This is a genomic window from Streptomyces sp. NBC_00390 (genome assembly GCF_036057275.1).
In the GTDB taxonomy this organism is placed as follows: Bacteria; Actinomycetota; Actinomycetes; order Streptomycetales; family Streptomycetaceae; genus Streptomyces.
The window spans coordinates 1,633,059-1,650,146 of the sequence record NZ_CP107945.1 but is presented as its reverse complement, the minus strand read 5'-3'; the positions used below and the strand labels follow the sequence as shown (position 1 = coordinate 1,650,146).

The following is a 17,088-nucleotide window of genomic DNA, read 5'->3' as shown; positions in this document are numbered from 1 at the left end:
GTCCGCCGGGCTGCCTTCCCGTGGGGGGTTGGGCCGCCCGGCGGACCTCTTGGCACACATGTCTTTTTCCGGATGCCCAGTTTTCGGATGCCCCCTGCGGTGGACAATAGGGGCATGAGCGAGCAGGGGGAGAGGCCGCCCGCCGAGGACGACTGGTGGGCGCGGCTGTACGACGGTCCGGCCCCGGACACGGGCCCGGCGCGGTCGTCCGACGACACACTCGACGACCGCTTCGACTCCGCGGCCGGCACGGTGTCCCCAGGGGGCCCGCCCCCACCTCCGCCGCCACGGCCCGCCTCGTGGTGGGAAGTGCTTGCCCCGGACACGTCCGGGCGCGCGGGGACACAGGTGCCGCACCCGTCCGGCGCGTCGGACGATCCGCCGTCCGTTCCGCGTCCGACCGGGTCGGCCGGGGCGGCGGACCGGCCGACGGTGCCGCGGCCCGGCGGACCGGGAGCCGCAGGTGACGGGCCGTCCGCCGAGCGGCCCGCAGGCGGTTCGGGCAGTCGGCCGGCCTGGTGGGAGTCACCCCCCGTGACCGGCATGCCGCACGGCACGAGCGATCCAGGCGGGCGTCCGCCGTCTCCGCCGGGCGCCACGGGTGACGCCCCGTCCGCCCGGCAGCCCGCTGTTCCGCCCGCGCGGCCGCCCGGCACCCCCGGCCCGGCCGGGCCCGACCGGCAGGGGCACTCCGGACGGCCGGACGGCGTGCGCGCCGAGGCGGCACCGCCGGGGTGGGGCGACCTGCCTGACGAGGCGTCCGCATCGTCCGCGCAGCCGTCCGAGCCGGGCGACACGTCACCACCCCCGCCCGGGCGGGTGTACGTACCCGCGCAGACGCGGGCCGAGCCCGACCCCGTGGCCGACCCGCGCTCGGCGGGGCCCGAGACCCCGCTGCGGCCTGTCGCCGGGGTGGTCGGAGGAGGGCCGCCCACCTACGATTCCGAGCCCGCCGCGCTGCCGGCCGCCCAGCCGGACGCTCTGGGCGAGCTTGTTGCCGACACTGTGCTCGACGGGGCCCGGTACGGGTCGTACACGCTGCGGGCCGCATCCGTCCGGGGGGACTCGGCACGCTTCCGGGGCGAGCCCCGCCGCGAGGCCCTGCTCACCGCCCGCTTCGGCGACGGGCCGGACGGGCTCGTCCTCGTCGTCGTCGCCGCCGGGGCACGGGCCGCCGAGGGCGCCCATCTCGCTGCGTCCGACGCCTGCCGCTGGATCGGCGGGGCCGTCGGCCGCAGTCACGCCCGGCTCGTCGAGGACATCAGGGCCGGCCGCCGGGGCAACCTCAAGTCGGGGCTGCACCGCCTGGTGGACCGCAGCTACGGCAAGCTCCGCGCCCGCGCCGCCGAGATGGAGGTGGAGCCGGAGGAGTACACCGTGAGCCTCCGCTGCCTCCTGCTGTCCGCCGACCCCGACTGCCGCACCCGCGTCTTCTTCGGCGTCGGCGGCGGCGGGCTGTTCCGCCTCCGCGACGGCGCCTGGCAGGACATAGAGCCCCTGATCCCCGAGCCCGACGCCGTCACCGGCGCCCCTGTGGTCGGCTACGGCTCCGCACCCGCGGGCGACGCCCCGTCAGAGAGTCCGGAGGGGGACCGGCTCACGATGGACCTGGGCATCCCCACACCCCCGTCGCCGTACGTCGAGACGCCGCCCCCGCCGCCCGCCGAGCCGTTCCGTTTCCGGGCCTCAGTGGCCCGTCCGGGTGACACGCTCCTGCTGTGCAGCACCGGCCTTGCCGACCCCATCCGGGGCGAGCCCGCCCTCGCGAAGGAGCTCGCCGCACGCTGGCGAAGCCCCGAGGCGCCGGGGATGGCGGCATTCCTCGCCGACACACAGCTGAGAGTGAAGGGGTACGCCGACGACCGTACGGCGGTGGCCGTCTGGGAGGCGTAGAGGCTCCGGCCATGGGTTGATGGACCTTCAGGCCGCCGAAGCCGGCAGAAGGGTGCGCCTCCCATGGCCAAACAGAATGTTGCGGAGCAGTTCGTCGACATCCTCGTCCGCGCGGGGGTCGAGCGTCTGTACGGAGTCGTCGGCGACAGCCTCAACCCCGTCGTCGACGCCGTCCGCCGCAACCCCGCCATCGACTGGATCCACGTCCGCCACGAGGAGGCCGCCGCCTTCGCGGCCGGCGCCGAGGCCCAGCTCACCGGGAAGCTCGCCGCCTGTGCCGGCTCCTGCGGGCCGGGCAATCTCCACCTGATCAACGGCCTGTACGACGCCCACCGTTCCATGGCGCCCGTACTCGCCCTCGCCTCCCACATCCCCTCCTCCGAGATCGGCCTCGGCTACTTCCAGGAGACCCACCCGGACCAGCTGTTCCGTGAGTGCAGCCACTACAGCGAGCTGATCTCCCACCCGAGCCAGATGCCCCGCCTGCTCCAGACCGCGATCCAGCACGCGATCGGCCGGGGCGGCGTCAGCGTGGTCTCGCTGCCCGGCGACATCGCCTCCCGGCCCGCCCCCGAGAAGTCGATCGAGCACGCCCTGGTGACCACCCGTCCCACCGTCCGTCCGGGTGACGCGGAGATCGACAGACTCGTCGGCATGATCGACGAGGCCGACCGCGTCACCCTGTTCTGCGGCAGTGGCACGGCCGGCGCGCATGCCGAGGTCATGCAGTTCGCGGAGCGCATCAAGTCACCCGTCGGACATGCGCTCCGCGGCAAGGAGTGGATCCAGTACTCCAATCCCTACGATGTCGGCATGAGCGGCCTGCTCGGCTACGGCGCCGCCTACGAGGCCACCAACCAGTGCGACCTGCTGATCCTGCTGGGCACGGACTTCCCGTACAACGCCTTCCTCCCAGACGATGCCAAGATCGCCCAGGTCGATGTCCGGCCCGAGCACCTCGGGCGCCGCTCCAAACTGGATCTCGCGGTCTGGGGCGATGTACGCGAGACGCTGCGCTGCCTCATCCCGCGTGTGCGCGCCAAGGCCGACCGGCGTTTCCTCGACAAGATGCTGAAGAAGCACGCAGACGCGCTCGAGGGCGTGATCAGGGCCTACACCCGCAAGGTGGAGAAGCACGTCCCCGTCCACCCCGAGTACGTCGCCTCGGTCCTGGACGAACTCGCCGACGAGGACGCGGTGTTCACCGTCGACACCGGGATGAACAACGTCTGGGCGGCCCGCTACCTCACACCGAACGGCCGCCGTCGGATCGTCGGCTCCTTCAGCCACGGCTCGATGGCGAACGCCCTGCCGCAGGCCATCGGCGCACAGTTCATCGACCGAGGCCGCCAGGTCGTCTCCATGTCCGGCGACGGCGGCTTCAGCATGCTGATGGGCGACTTCCTCACGCTCGTCCAGTACGACCTGCCGGTGAAGATCGTGCTGTTCAACAACTCGTCGCTGAGCATGGTCGAGCTGGAGATGCTCGTCGCGGGCCTGCCGCCGTACGGGACCGCCAACCACGACACGGACTTCGCGGCCGTTGCACGAGCCGCCGGAGCGTTCGGCGTACGCGTGGAGAAGCCCAAGCAGCTCGCGGGCGCGCTCAAGGAGGCCTTCAGGCACAAGGGCCCGGCGCTGGTGGATGTGGTCACCGACCCGAACGCGCTGTCCATCCCGCCGAAGATCAGGGCCGAGATGGTGACCGGCTTCGCCCTCTCCGCCAGCAAGATCGTGCTGGACGGCGGGGTGGGCAGGATGGTCCAGATGGCCAGGTCCAACCTGCGCAACGTGCCGAAGCCCTGACCGGTGCGGTGCGGTGCGGTGCGGTGCGGGTCAGGGCCTGGGCAGGCACGCTCAAGCGGGTGTCAGGCGCAGTGTCAGGATCTGGAACGGCCGCAGCCGCAGCGCAAGCCCTTCCTCGCCGGACTCGGCGTTCTCCAGCGGCCGTTCCAGCAGATCGACGACCTGCGCCCGCAGGACGGGGAATCCCGTCCGTAGTGTGCAGGCGGCGCGCCCGCCGCCCGACTCGTACAGCCGGACGACGACATCTCCGCTGCGGTCCTCGGCGAGCTTGACCGACTCGACGATGACGTGCGCGTTGCCGTCGACCTGCACCAGCGACGTGGCCTGCGGCACCGAGGCCACGCGCAGCGGCAGATTGAGTTCGAGGCCGCCTCGTACCGCCTCGGTGACGGTACTGCCGGGCAGCAGCGCGTAGGTGAAGCGGTGGGTGCCCAGATCCGTCTCCGGGTCCGGGCTGTGCGGGGCGCGCAGAAGCGTGAGCCGTACGGTCGTGCCGAGCCCTGCTTCGTGCGGGGTCCGGGTCACATCGTGGCCGTAGGTCGAGTCGTTGAGCACCGCGACCCCGAAGTCGGACTCCGCGACGCGGAGCCAGCGGTGGGCGCAGATCTCGAACCGGGCGGCGTCCCAGCCGGTGTTCTCGTGGGTCGGCCGGTGCACATGGCCGAACTGGATCTCGGCGGTGGACCGTTCGGCATGGATGTCGAGCGGGAAGGCGGCCTTGAGCACCTTCTCGGATTCCTGCCAGTCGACCTCGGTGGCGACTGCGATGCGCTGTGCGTACGACTCGAGCCGGACCTCCTGGGTGATCCGCGATCTGCCGAAGGTCCGCACGACGCGCACTGCTGCCCGGTGCGGCCCCTCCTCGACGAGTTCGACCGAGTCGGCGGCGGTCAGGTCGGTGTGGCTGCGGCGGTAGTGCCGGTCGATGTCCCAGGCGTCCCACTGGTTCGGGTGGTCGGGGTGCAGCTGGAGGAGATTGCCGCGGCTGCCGGGAATCAGTACCTCGCGTCCGGACACACGCACCGACGACAGCAGCCCGTCGCCGTCGACGACCGCCGTGATCCAGTGGTTCTCCAGCGTGATCGTGCCTGCCCCTGGGTCGGCGACCGCGGTCACCGGCTGCTGCGGGAAGTCGCCGAAGGAGCCGGGGCCATGGGCGGGTGCGACGACGGGCGCGAGCACCCGCCCGTCGCGCAGCGCCTGGGTCACGACATCGCCCGGCACCTGGTCCACGTCGAACACCACCGGCTCCCGGCGGACGCTCGGAGCCGCGTTCAGCGCCGTCGGTGCCGCATCACCGCCGTCGCCGAGCGCCGCCAGCGCCCCCGCGATCAGCTCCTCCAGATCCGTGCGCACCGCCTCGTACGTGTCCCGCGCCTCGCGGTGCACCCAGGCGATCGACGAGCCCGGCAGGATGTCATGGAACTGGTGCAGCAGCACCGTCTTCCAGATCCGGTCCAGGGCGTCGTACGGGTAGGCGTACCCCGGCACGCTCAGCGCGGCCGCCGTGGCCCACAACTCGGCCTCACGCAGAAGGTGTTCACTGCGCCGGTTGCCCTGCTTGGTCTTGGCCTGTGTGGTGTAGGTCGCCCGGTGCAGCTCCAGATACAGCTCGCCGGACCAGACCGGAGCCGCCGTCCCGTACTCCGCCTCGGCCGCCGCGAAGAACGCCGGCGGTCTCTCGATCGTGACGCGGGGAGAGCCTTCCAGGTCCCGCAGCCTGCGGGCCTTCTCCAGCATCTCCCGGGTCGGCCCCCCGCCGCCGTCGCCCCAGCCGAACGGCACCAGGGACCGCGTTGCCCGGCCCTTGTCGGCGAAATTGCGCTCCGCGTGCGCGAGTTCGGCGCCGTGGAGCTGCGAGTTGTACGTGTCCACGGGCGGGAAATGCGTGAAGACCCGCGTCCCGTCGATGCCCTCCCACCAGAAGGTGTGGTGCGGCATCCTGTTGAACTGGTTCCAGGAGAGCTTCTGCGTCAGAAACCATTTCACCCCCGCCAGCCTGGCCAGTTGCGGAAAGGCAGCGGTATAGCCGAAGGAGTCGGGCAGCCAGATCTCCTCCGTGTCGACGCCCAGCTCCTGAGCGAAGAAGCGCTTGCCGTGCACGATCTGCCGGGCCAGTGCCTCACCGCCGGGCATATTGGCGTCGGACTCCACCCACATGGAGCCCACCGGAGCCCAGTTTCCGTCCTGCACCGCTTTCTTGATGCGTTCCCAGATGTGCGGCTGATGCTCCTTGACCCACGCGTACTGCTGCGCCTGTGAACAGGCGAAGACCAGCTCGGGGTAGTCCGCGGCGAGCGCGGTGACGTTCGCAAAGGTCCGCGAGGCCTTCCGGACCGTCTCACGCAGCGGCCACAGCCAGGCCGAGTCGATGTGCGCGTGCCCTGTCGCCGAGATGCGATGGGCACTGGGTACGGCCGGCCGCGCCAGCGTCCCGGCCAGCTCGGCGCGGGCCGCGGCCGCCGTGCCCGCCACATCGTGCAGATCGAGGACGTCCAGCATGCTCTCGAGGGCCCGCAGGATCTCGTGCCGCCGCGACCGGTCCGTGGGCAGCTCCCGCATCAGCTCCGAGAGCACCTCGATGTCCAGGACCAGATGCCACACGCCTTCGTCCAGGACGGCGAGATCCGCGGACGCGAACCGGTACAGCGGCCGGTCGCCCGCAGTCAGCACGTCACCGAGACGGGTGGGTTCGAAGTCGCGCAGGACGGTCGGGTTCGCCGCGGCCTCGAGCAGCAGGCGCACCTGCTCGCTGCCTGCAGCGGGCGCCGAGAGGGGGATGTGCCGGTTGCGAGGATGGATGCCCTTGAGAGGGACCCCTGAGGCGTCGTACACCAGTCCCTCGGCCTGGAATCCGGGGCCGTCACCGGTGAAGCCGGGGTCGATGACCGCCTCCACCCGCCGGCCCGCCCACTCCTGCGGCACCGTCCCCTCCAGGCGGAACCAGCTGGTGGACCACGGGGCGCCCCATTCGGTGCCGGTCGCGAACGGCTCGTACGAACCTTTCAGCGCTTCGGCGACGGGTACCGGCTCGCCGGGAGCGTGCCACACAGCGACGGTGAGCGGGGTCCGCGCCGCATATTGCGCCGGGCGGATGAACTGGCGCAGGGCGCGTTCCAGGCGTCCTTCCACCAGCATGCGGTCGTCATGCATCACGATTCCTCTCGGCGGATCCCATGAGTGGTGTTCCCCGCTCGGGGCATGCATCCCCCTGAACGCAAACGAAGCAACAACTCGTTCCGACGTGTAAGTGGGGGAAAATGACTGAGCGTCAGGGACGCGGGGGATCGCACGGCCGGCTGCACCGCAGACTGGGAAACGGGGATCTCACTGCTGTACCCGAAGTCCGACATGCATTACGCGACCTGCTGGTACGACATCCGGCGGAGCCCGAGACCGACGCCGCCCTGTCGGATGTGGCGGATGTCGCGGAGCTGCTGGCGAGCGAGCTGGTGACCAATGCGCTGATCCATACCGACCAGGGCGCGGTGTTCACCGCCACCGTCGCCGCCGACACCCTTCATGTGGAGGTACGGGACTTCATGTCCGGACTCCCGGTGCCGCCGCACCTGCCGCCCGCCGACCTCGGTACGCACGGCAGGGGGCTGGTCCTCGTGGAGAGTCTCGCGGACGCCTGGGGTGTCCGCACCACCCATGGTGTGGGGAAAGTGATCTGGTTCGAGCTGCACGGAGGGCCGGCCTGAGAGTCTCGGGCCGGCCCTCTCGGCAGTGTTCCGGGATCAGCCGAACTGCCGCTCAAGGTCCTGGAGTTTGCGCTCCAGGGAGTCGAGGCGGGGGAGGGCCTGCGTGTCGTCCTCCGCCGTGAGGTCCACAGTGAGGGGCTCGGCCCCGCGGGGCCGCACCGCGGACAGGGAGGGCCTGGAGCGGACCGGAACGGGAGCGGGCAGTGGCGGTGGCGCCGGGTCGGCTATGGCAGGCTCCGCTGCCGGCGCCGCGCTCTGCCCACCGCCGTTCGCGGAGCTCAGGGCCGGCAGTTCGGCGGGGCGGCCGGCCCGGCCGAGCCCCCAGGCTCGGTGCTGCCGGCTGTATGCCTTGAGCTGAGCGCGGTTCAGCTTCTCGTGGTCGCGCCGGCGCAGCCGGTTCCGCTGCTTCTCCCGCCGGTCCTCGCGTACCTCGTCGACCGCCTCGTCCAAGGTGCGGATGCCCTCGAGCAGCATCAGCGACCAGGCGGCGAAGGTCTCCCGGGGCGCCCGCAGCCACCGTACTATCCGGATCTGCGGCAGCGGGCGGGGCACCAGACCCTGCTCGCGCAGCGCCGCCCGGCGGGTCTGCTTGAGCGCCCGGTCGAACAGTACGGCGGCCGAGAGCGACATGCCCGCGAAGAACTGCGGTGCTCCGTCATGGCCGAACCCGCGTGGTGCGTGGACCCAGTTGAACCAGGCGGCCGCGCCCGCGAACAGCCACACCAACAGCCGTGAGCCGAGCGCCGCGTCGCCGTGGCTCGCCTCGCGTACCGCGAGGACGGAGCAGAACATCGCCGCGCCGTCGAGCCCGAACGGGACCAGATATTCCCAGCCGCCGGACAGGTTGAGGTTCTGCCGTCCGAAGCCGACCAGGCCGTGGAAGGAGAGTGCCGCGGCGACGGCGGCACAGCAGAAGAGAAGAAGGTAGGAGGCCATGCCGTAGACCGCCTCCTTGCGGCGGCGGCGTTCCTCGCTGCGTTCCCAGGAGTCTTCGGTCACGGCCTTCTCGCCGGAGCGCTTGCCGCGCGCGACCACCGTCACAGCCGCCAGGACTCCCACGAGCAACACGCCGCCCGGAAGCAGCCAGTCCAGCGATATGTCGGTCAGTGTCATGTGCGGTGTCCCTTGCGTCGCGTAGGGCGGTTCGGCCGCCCATCTTGGCCGAAGCCGACATGCGCCCAGGGGGTTTCCGGGCAAGAGACGGCCAACGGGGCCATGAGGCACACAAATAGGTATGATCTGCTCGAACTCCCGCTTGAACAGTGGGAGTTGTGTTCGATTCAGGTCTGCGCCCCGTGCCGGTCGATGCGGCTGGTGGCCGTGCCGGTCAGCCGGACTGCTGCAGGCGCCTGACGCGCTCGGCGTCGCATGTGCGCGGGCAGGTGGCGCAGGTGTCCTCGGGGCTCAGGGTGTAGAAGAAGCAGCAGCTCGCCCGGTCGCGGGTCGGCAGCCGCTTGCCGCCCGGTCCGGTCAGCTCGCGGAATCCGGCGGAGCCGACGTACGGCCCGGTGGTACCCGGCAGCAGCTGCTCCAGCTCCGCGATCGCGCGCTGCTCCTCGCCGAGCAGGTGTGCGATGTACCACAGTCCTTCGACGACGTCGTCGGTCGCCATGCCCCACAGCGCGCGCTTCCCGCGGCGCATCCGGGGGCCGAAACCGTCCAGGAGGGGTTCGATGTGCTCGGCGACGGCCGCGCGGACCTCGGCGCGCAGCGCCTCCTCGTCCGGTACGACGCGGGCGCCGGGCAGCTCGGCCGCCGGGTCGCCGGGCAGGCAGGCGAATTCCCGGACGCGCACGGTCATACGCCCCAGTGCGCGCTGGAAGGCGACGTCGGCGGCGGACAGCCGCGGGACCCGGCGGTGCAGGAACCACGGCACGGTGATCAGCAGGCAGGCGGGCCAGGTGTAGCGGTGGAGGCCGAAGCCGGCCACGACGTCGGGGCGGGCCTGCCGGCCGTGGTCACGCAGCACCTGTGCGTTGTCCCAGGCCAGAAAGGCGTCGAGGGCGGGGCCGCCGGCGGCGAGGTCGTCAGCGCCCACCCAGCCCCCGCCGAGCGGTGGCGTCAGCCCGTCCTGCAGTTCGTCGACGCGCAGCCCGGGGAACACCTCGGTCAGTCGCGCGTAGGCGTCGCCGACGGGCGAGGTGCGGGCCGGGAGCACTGCGGGAAGGGTCATGCCGGGACCACCGTATCGCGATCGTTAGCAGGTTAGCCTTACCTTACCCGATGTGATCGGTGTTTGAACTGCGCGCGCGTCCGCCTATCGTGCACATGGGGCCATACCGATGCGAGCCGGGCCCCGCCCCGAGCCCGAGGAGGACCCGAGTGGAGCAGGCCCGAGCGCGCGATGCCGCCGCGACGCAGCCCTGCGCGCCCGCACGCGTCCCCCGGCAGGCGGAAGCGGCCCGTCCGAGCATCCCGGAGCAGGCCCGCGGCGAGCACACCCACAGCGAGCCTTCCGCGCCGCACGCCCCGCGCCCGGTGCAGCGCCATTCGGTGCGCGGCCAGATCCTCGCGGCGCTGCGCACGGCGCTCGTCGACGGCGAACTGACTCCCGGCGAGGTCTACTCGGCGCCGGTGCTCGGCGAACGCTTCGGTGTCTCGGCCACGCCGGTCCGTGAGGCGATGCAGCAACTGGCCGTCGAGGGTGCGGTCGAGGTCGTCCCCAACCGGGGCTTCCGTGTCGCCCGGCGCAGCGCCCGGGAACTGGCCGAACTGGCCGAGGTCCGGGCCCTGATCGAGGTCCCGATCATGCTCCGGCTGGCCCGTACCGTCCCCGCCGCGCACTGGACGGCACTGCGCCCGCTCGCGGAAGCGACGGCCGTGGCGGCGGCGACCGGCGACCGCGCCGGCTACGCGGACACCGACCGCGCCTTCCATCACGCGGTCCTGGCCCTGGCCGGCAACCAGCAGCTGCTGACGATCGCGGACGACCTGCACCGCCGCTCCCAGTGGCCGTTGAGCGGGGCTCCCGCCATCCGGCGCGCCGACCTGGTCGCGGACGCGGCGGAACACATGGCGCTGCTGGAGGCCCTGATCGCCCAGGACCTGGCAGTGGTCCAGTCGCTGGTACGGGAGCACTTCACCGGCTCGCAGGGCTGAGAGCGGCTACCGGCGCCGAGGGCGGCTACCGGCCGATCGAGACCGTGCGTGCGGGCCGTCCGTCGTCGGACAGGTCGATGACATGCACCCGGCGGTCCTCGCCTTCCCCGGTGACGAGCCGTATCCGGTCGGCACCCGACCAGGAGGCGTCGGTCAGCCACCCGTCGGCGGCGTCACCGTTCAAGTAGGCGACCCGCCAGCGCCTTTTGGTCAGCCAGGACCCTTCGTCAACATAGACACGCCAGACCGGGTCGATCACCGCGGCACCCTCTTCCACGACCAGACGACGGTCGGAGCGGCCGGGCGCCGCCGCGTTCAGCGTCTGCTCGGCCCCTGAGCCGAACATGAGATACACGGGCACCACGGTCAACGCCACCGCGACGGCGACGAGTCCGGCCAGGAACCTGACGACGGGGTTGCGTACGGCGGTGAACACGGCGCAGATCAAGGCGGCCGGCGCCGCGCAGCCGAACAGCAGTGGGTGATGGAACAGCTGCGCCGGCAGCCGCAGTCCGCCCGACCGGGCGCACCATGCACCGATCACCTCGGTCACGACCAGGACGCCGGCGGCACCGACGAGTGCCACGGCGGTACGTTTCCGGCGGCCGTCCGTCACTTCCGCCATGCCTGACCCCTGATCGCCGCAACCCCATGGTGAAGATCGATCAGGTGTATCACGCCACGAGTGTCAGATCTCGGCCAGGGGCACGCACCATTGGCTACACAACGCTGATGCTTGGCCAAGGCTGCATTACCCTGTGCGGCCGAACAGTCAATCGGTGAGCGGGGGCAACGCCATGAACGGGGACCAGCCGGAGTCGTCCATATCCGACGAGGAATGGACGACGTTCCAGATCGAGAGCGAGGGGCCCGCGCGGCTCGCCGCGCCCAAAGAGCCGTCCGCGCGGGCGCGGATGGTGACGGAGCGTCTGCGGCGCGCCGACGAGGAGGCCGCCAGGCAGCAGGGAAGGGCGCGACGCTGGGCCCGCCGGGGCAAGGCCCCCGTTCAGGCCGAGCCGGACGGTTGGCGGTCCTGGCCCACGTCCCGGGCGCAGAAGCGGCGCAGTCGCCTCTGGGGCCTCGTGTGGGTCGCGGTGGCGATCGGTGTCCTGTTCGTCCTCCTCAACCCGGGGCGGACGCTCGCCTGGCTCGGCTGATCAGCGCCGCTCGGGCGGCGGCTCCAGACCGGACAGCAGCGACGCGACGTCGAGTCCCGTCAACAGGTACTGCTCGAACGCCAGGTTGTGCAGCGCCCACGGCGAGCGGCGCAGCCTGACCCGGTCGATGGCCCCCGCGCCGTCGTGACCCAGCTCGACCAGCGTCTGTGCGGCCACCAGTCCGGACCGGTTGTAGCCGGAGTAGCAGCGGACGAGCGCGCTGCGGCCCGTCCGTACGGCATCGGCGGCGACGACCGCGAGCCCGCGGACCCGGTCGATCTCCTGCGCGGTCAGCCAGTCGTCCGGGATGGGGACGACATGGTGCTCGACGCCGTCGGCAGGACCGTGGCCGGCTCGCGTGTACAGACTGATCACGACGTCGAACTCCCGCTCCACGACGACGTCCTGGTGCCGGTGGTCGGCGTCCGACCAGACATGGCCGCCCATCCACAGGCCGGTGGTGATCTCGTCCCAGCGCGACCGTGGCTCCGGGACGTCGCCCTCCCTGCGTCGGGTCTTCACGGGGTCTCCGGTGTCATGCGGCGGGTTCGGACTCGGCCGTGGGGTGCACGGAGTGCTGGGCCGGGACCGCCGGGGACAGCTGCGCTGCCAGCCACACCGGAACCCCGCCCAGCAGCCGGTACAGCCGGCCCGCCTCGGTGCGCAGCCGCGTCGCCCCCGGCTCGGGTTCGCAGTCGGCGAGGCCGGCCAGTGCGGGTGCGGTGCCGATCAGATAGCCCAGCTCCTCGCGGAGGCGCAGGCACTCCTCGAAACCGTGCCGCGCCTCGGCCAACTCTCCTTCACTCAGGGCGAGATGGGCCTGATGCTGCCAGGTGAAGGAGAGCAGCAGCGGATCGTCCTGGGCCGTGGCCCCCGCGTGGGCACGCTGGTACGCGGCGCGGGCGGCCTGCGGGGCGTCGCCGATGTGTTCGGCGACCAGACCGCGCCGGAAGTCCAGCAACGGCCGGCGCGACGACGTCGGGGAGAGCAGCGCCGCCGCCCTCCCGAGCGCCGAACGGGCCTCGTCGGCCCGGTCCCTCACGCCGAGCCGTGTCGCGGCGTACGCCAGCCTCCCGCGCTCGGACGCGGCGCCGCCGCGCTCCTCGTCGTCGCGGGCGACGGCCTCCGCGGTACGCAGCGCATCCTCCGCGTCCGCCCAGCCCTCGCCGGTGAACAGGCAGCGCTCGACGAGCAGTCCGGCCCGCTCCAGGGCGGCTGCGGGGTCCGCGGCGTGGGGCACGAGCAGCGCCGCGGCATCGGTCCAACAGCCGCGCGAGCGCAGCCGCCATACCGCGGTCTGGAGTGGATCGTCACCTGCTGTGGTTCCGGAACCAGACATGGCGGTATGCGCCACTTGCCCTCCCCGAGCACGCCATTGAGCTGTTGAGTCAGACCGCATTTCAGCATGGACGGGCAGGCCTGACCAAGAGATCTGGTGAATCAGTTCACAATCATTCGGTCATGGGCCGGACCGCCGCTGGGCCGTTGCCCACTGGGCTGCGTACGGGAACGGGCGTCACCAGGGAGGACGTCCAGGGATCACCCGGACGGGGCCCGCTGTCCTTCTCACGAGTGACGGTCAGAACCGCCTGAGCGAAATGGCGTGTTCTGCACCGCGCTGCCTTGAGAACCCGGGCTCCGCCCCGCCCTCGGGAAGGTGCGGGCCCGACCGCACATCCGCGCGGGCGGCAGCTTCGCCCCGACAGACCTGCGGGCGACGCGTTCGTGCCCTGCGTGCGCTCCGTCGGCCGGAGTTCGCACAAGCGGCACGATGTCCGGACCTCCGTGCCGGCGCTCGCCCTGCGCGGCGAGTGGGTGCCTCCCTGCTGGTGTGTTCGCGTGCGTGCCGTGGCCTGCGCGCCCGAGCGGTCGAGGGCCTGGCCGATGCGGCCCGCTCGGGCAACGGGCCGCGGCGCGCAGCCCGTAAGCGGGGTGGCAGTGCCCCACGGCCGGGCGGTCAGCTCATCCGCAGCGCCAGGAAGAAGTCCAGCTTGTCCTCCAGGCGCGACAGGTCGCGGCCCGTCAGCTGTTCGATGCGGCCCACTCGGTAGCGCAGGGTGTTCACGTGCAGATGCAGGCGGCTTGCGCAGCGGGTCCAGGAACCGTCGCAGTCGAGGAAGGCCTCGAGCGTCGGGATCAGTTCCGCGCGGTGGCGCCGGTCGTAGTCACGCAGCGGGTCCAGCAGACGGGCCGTGAAGGCGCGGCGGACGTCGTCCGGGACGAACGGGAGCAGCAGTACGTGCGAGGCCAGCTCGTGGTGGCCGGCCGCGCAGACCCGGCCCGCGCGGGCCGCGGCCACGCGGCGGGCGTGGCGGGCCTCCTCCAGCGCCCCGCGCAGGCCCTCCGCCGAATGCACGGCGGCGCTGACGCCCAGGGTGAGGCGGCCGTCGTCGGCGAGGCCGGCGGAGAGCGGGGCACGCACGGACTCCAGCAGTTCGTCCGCGTGCAGCCCGGCCTCCGACGCGGCACTCCCCGGGTCCGGCTCCGCGTCCGCGTCCACGGTCCGGCCGAGGCCGGCGGCCGGCAGCGGTACCAGGGCGATCGCCTCGTCGCCGGTGTGGGCCACTGCGATCCGGTCCGCCGAGTCGGCGCCGGCCGCCGACGGTTCGAACAGGATCTCCTCCAGCAGAGACTGGGCCACCGGGCCGGACTCGATGGCCGTGTCGGCGCCCCAGTCGACCCGGGCCACCACCACCTGCCAGTGCGGTGCGGCTCCCAGGCCCGGCAGCAGGACCGGCGCCGCCACCCGCAGGCGGGCCGCGATCTCCGCGGGCGCCGCGCCCGCCTGGACCAGCTCCAGGACCTCCTGGGCGAGCCGGCGCCGTACCGTGCGTGCCGCATCGCGCCGGTCCCGTTCCACCGCGATCAGCTGGGTGACGCCCTGCAGCAGGTCGAGCCGGGCGGCAGGCCAGTCACCCGCGTCCGCCTCGACCGCGAGCAGCCAGTCCGACAGGACCGTCTCCCGCACATCGCGGGCGGCCGGGGCCGCACCGCGCCCTGTGTTCCGGATCGGGAACAGCGAGTACGTCACCCCGCCGACCACCGCCCGGTGCGGCGCCCGCCGGCCGGTGCGTACGGCGGCCAGGTGCTCGCCCGCGAGCGCGGCGCCCACCTCGCTCGCAAGCGCATCACCGGCGCTCGCGATCTGGCGCCCGGTGGGGGAGAGGACCCAGGCCCGCAGATCGAGGTCGGAGCCGAGCAGATCCAGCACCGCGTCGGGGCCGCCGCCCGCCGGACCGGAGGTCATCAGCCTTCTGTGGCGGTCCACAACAGCAGCAAGATCGCCGGCCCGTTCCCCGGAGACCTGCCGTACGACATACTCTGTGATCGTCGCGAATGCAACGGACTCATTCACTGCGAACAACGGCAACCGGTGGCGCAAACACGCCTCGACGAGATCATCGGGAATGTCGCCGAGCTCCGCCTCGCCCGCCGCGAGCCCGGCGACCTGCGCGCCCGCGAGGATGCGGACGAACGGCTCCGAGTCCTCGGGCGAGCGCCGCCAGGCAAGCCCCGTCAGCACCAGTTCGCCGCCCGAGAGGTACCGGCTGGGGTCCCGCAGGTCCGTGGTCATCACGCCGCGCACGCCGCGGTCGAGTTCGTCCTCGCCGCCCAGCAGCCGCAGGCCCAGCGCATCGGTCTCCAGCAGTGCGCGAAGCCGCATCTCGTCGCCGCCGATCTGTCTCGTTGTTGCCGGTGACCTCTGGCCACCGTTTCCAGGGGAAAACGGTGAGGTTGCCGATCCTCGCCTTTCGTTCGAATCTACAAGACATAGGTGTGGCCCAGCCAACTCCTTCATGTTTTCGGTGACTGCACCGGACCGGTCACGCCTTGTGTACTGGCTCCACACCGCGTTAACAGGACGTGAACACCATGTCGAGGGCCGGCCGTCCCGGGCCCGGGTGACGAACGACCCCGATTACTAGAAGAGAGCCACTCATGGACTTCCTTCGCCCCGCCAGCTGGGAGGAGGCGCTCGCCGCGAAGGCCGAGCACCCCACCGCAGTCCCCATCGCGGGTGGCACCGACGTGATGGTCGAGATCAACTTCGACCACCGCCGGCCCGAGTACCTCATGGACCTGAACCGCATCGGTGAGCTGACCGAGTGGGAGGTCGGTGGCGAGCACGTCCGGCTCGGTGCCTCCGTCCCGTACTCCCAGATCATGGAGCACCTGCGCACGGAGCTCCCCGGTCTGGCCCTGGCCTCGCACACCGTCGCCTCCCCGCAGATCCGCAACCGCGGCGGCGTCGGCGGCAACCTCGGCACCGCGTCCCCGGCCGGCGACGCCCACCCGGCGCTGCTCGCCGCGGGCGCCGAGGTCGAGGCCGAGTCGGTGCGCGGCACCCGCCTCATCCCGATCGACGAGTTCTACACGGGCGTGAAGCGCAACGCGCTCGCCCCCGACGAGCTCATCCGGGCCGTCCGCATCAAAAAGGCCGACGGACCGCAGCAGTACTCGAAGGTCGGCACCCGCAACGCCATGGTGATCGCGGTGTGCGCCTTCGGTCTGGCGCTGCACCCCGAGACCCGCACCGTGCGTACCGGCATCGGCTCCGCCGCCCCGACGCCGGTGCGGGCGAAGGCCGCCGAGGACTTCCTGAACGCCGCGCTCGAAGAAGGCGGATTCTGGAAGAGCGGGAACATCATCACCCCGTCGATCGCCAAGCAGTTCGCGCAGCTCGCCTCCGCTGCCTGCAACCCGATCGACGACGTGCGCGGCACCGCCAAGTACCGCCGCCACGCGGTCGGCATCATGGCCCGCCGCACGTTGGGCTGGACCTGGGAGCAGTACCGCGGCACCGCCCGCACGCTTGAAGGAGCTGCATGACCATGCGCGTGAATTTCACCGTCAACGGGCGCCGGCAGGAAGCGGACGACGTCTGGGAGGGCGAGAGCCTGCTGTACGTGCTGCGTGAGCGGCTGGGGCTGCCCGGCTCCAAGAACGCGTGTGAGCAGGGCGAGTGCGGTTCCTGCACGGTCCGCCTGGACGGCGTGCCGGTCTGTTCCTGCCTCGTCGCCGCAGGCCAGGTGGAGGGCTGTGAGGTCGTCACCGTCGAGGGCCTGGCCGACTTCGCCAGGCAGCGCGACGCCGAGCGCGGTTCCTGCGGGACCGGGGCCTGCGGCACCTCCCTCCAGGACGCCCGGCTGTGGTCCGCCAAGGGCACGGACTCGCAGACCGGCGAAGGCACCGAGCTGGCACCGATCCAGCAGGCGTTCATCGACGCCGGCGCCGTCCAGTGCGGCTTCTGCACCCCCGGCCTGCTGGTCGCCGCGGACGAGCTGCTCGAGCGCAACGCCGAGCCCTCCGACGCGGACATCCGCGAGGCCCTGTCAGGCAACCTCTGCCGCTGCACCGGCTACGAGAAGATCCTGGACGCGGTCCGCCTCGCGGCTGCCCGCCAGGAGCGTCAGGAAGAGGCGGTCTGA

General features: G+C 72.0%; 14 protein-coding genes. 7 read left to right on the top strand and 7 right to left on the bottom strand.

The genetic code is table 11. The features are described 5' to 3' along the window. Positions 1-114: 114 nt before the first annotated feature. Positions 115-1,893 carry a protein phosphatase 2C domain-containing protein gene (locus OHS70_RS07150; RefSeq protein ID WP_328394814.1) on the top strand — a complete coding sequence of 593 codons (1,779 nt, stop codon included), beginning with the start codon at positions 115-117 and terminating at the stop codon, positions 1,891-1,893. A gap of 63 nt (positions 1,894-1,956) precedes the next feature. Further along, on the top strand, positions 1,957-3,699 hold the full coding sequence (locus OHS70_RS07145) for a pyruvate dehydrogenase (protein ID WP_328394812.1): 1,743 nt from the start codon (positions 1,957-1,959) through the stop codon (positions 3,697-3,699). Between the two features lie 51 nt (positions 3,700-3,750). Here the strand turns inward: OHS70_RS07145 and OHS70_RS07140 are convergent, their stop codons facing one another. Continuing rightward, positions 3,751-6,852, bottom strand: coding sequence for an alpha-mannosidase (locus tag OHS70_RS07140; RefSeq protein ID WP_328394810.1), 3,102 nt, complete (start codon positions 6,850-6,852; stop codon positions 3,751-3,753). A 107-nt stretch (positions 6,853-6,959) separates the two neighbouring features. On the opposite strand from OHS70_RS07140, the gene OHS70_RS07135 reads away from it, so the two are divergent. Next, the gene (locus OHS70_RS07135) at positions 6,960-7,403 is read left to right on the top strand and encodes an ATP-binding protein (RefSeq protein WP_328394808.1); all 444 of its coding nucleotides are present in this window, start codon (positions 6,960-6,962) and stop codon (positions 7,401-7,403) included. A gap of 36 nt (positions 7,404-7,439) precedes the next feature. Here the strand turns inward: OHS70_RS07135 and OHS70_RS07130 are convergent, their stop codons facing one another. Together OHS70_RS07130 and OHS70_RS07125 are read right to left on the bottom strand one after the other, a co-directional pair. Continuing rightward, positions 7,440-8,516: a DUF2637 domain-containing protein gene (locus OHS70_RS07130; protein ID WP_328394806.1), complete on the bottom strand. Its 1,077-nt coding sequence runs from the start codon at positions 8,514-8,516 to the stop codon at positions 7,440-7,442. 214 nt (positions 8,517-8,730) lie between these two features. Continuing rightward, positions 8,731-9,576, bottom strand: coding sequence for a (2Fe-2S)-binding protein (locus OHS70_RS07125; protein ID WP_328394804.1), 846 nt, complete (start codon positions 9,574-9,576; stop codon positions 8,731-8,733). A gap of 149 nt (positions 9,577-9,725) precedes the next feature. Here OHS70_RS07125 and OHS70_RS07120 point away from each other — a divergent pair, with 149 nt between their 5' ends. Further along, entirely contained in the window at positions 9,726-10,502 is a 777-nt protein-coding gene (locus OHS70_RS07120) for a GntR family transcriptional regulator (RefSeq protein WP_328394802.1), read from the top strand. 25 nt (positions 10,503-10,527) lie between these two features. Here OHS70_RS07120 and OHS70_RS07115 read toward each other — a convergent pair whose 3' ends face one another. After that, positions 10,528-11,127 carry a hypothetical protein gene (locus OHS70_RS07115; protein WP_328394800.1) on the bottom strand — a complete coding sequence of 200 codons (600 nt, stop codon included), beginning with the start codon at positions 11,125-11,127 and terminating at the stop codon, positions 10,528-10,530. Positions 11,128-11,281: 154 nt separating this feature from the next. Between OHS70_RS07115 and OHS70_RS07110 the strand changes: the two genes are divergently transcribed. Next, the gene (locus OHS70_RS07110) at positions 11,282-11,659 is read left to right on the top strand and encodes a hypothetical protein (RefSeq protein ID WP_328394798.1); all 378 of its coding nucleotides are present in this window, start codon (positions 11,282-11,284) and stop codon (positions 11,657-11,659) included. On the opposite strand, the gene OHS70_RS07105 is transcribed toward OHS70_RS07110, so the two are convergent. The 3 genes from OHS70_RS07105 to OHS70_RS07095 form a co-directional block, all read right to left on the bottom strand. Further along, positions 11,660-12,181, bottom strand: a complete 522-nt coding sequence (locus tag OHS70_RS07105) for a protein-tyrosine phosphatase family protein (protein ID WP_328394796.1) — start codon at positions 12,179-12,181, stop codon at positions 11,660-11,662. Between the two features lie 13 nt (positions 12,182-12,194). Then, a complete protein-coding gene (locus OHS70_RS07100; RefSeq protein ID WP_443062575.1) occupies positions 12,195-12,998 on the bottom strand; it encodes a hypothetical protein in 804 nt (267 codons plus the stop codon). A 618-nt stretch (positions 12,999-13,616) separates the two neighbouring features. Beyond that, entirely contained in the window at positions 13,617-15,323 is a 1,707-nt protein-coding gene (locus tag OHS70_RS07095; protein ID WP_328394792.1) for a PucR family transcriptional regulator ligand-binding domain-containing protein, read from the bottom strand. A 275-nt stretch (positions 15,324-15,598) separates the two neighbouring features. Here OHS70_RS07095 and OHS70_RS07090 point away from each other — a divergent pair, with 275 nt between their 5' ends. Together OHS70_RS07090 and OHS70_RS07085 are read left to right on the top strand one after the other, a co-directional pair. Next, entirely contained in the window at positions 15,599-16,489 is an 891-nt protein-coding gene (locus OHS70_RS07090) for an FAD binding domain-containing protein (protein ID WP_328394790.1), read from the top strand. Positions 16,490-16,491: 2 nt separating this feature from the next. Further along, positions 16,492-17,088 (top strand): (2Fe-2S)-binding protein, encoded by a 597-nt coding sequence (locus OHS70_RS07085; protein WP_328405474.1) that lies wholly within the window; start codon positions 16,492-16,494, stop codon positions 17,086-17,088.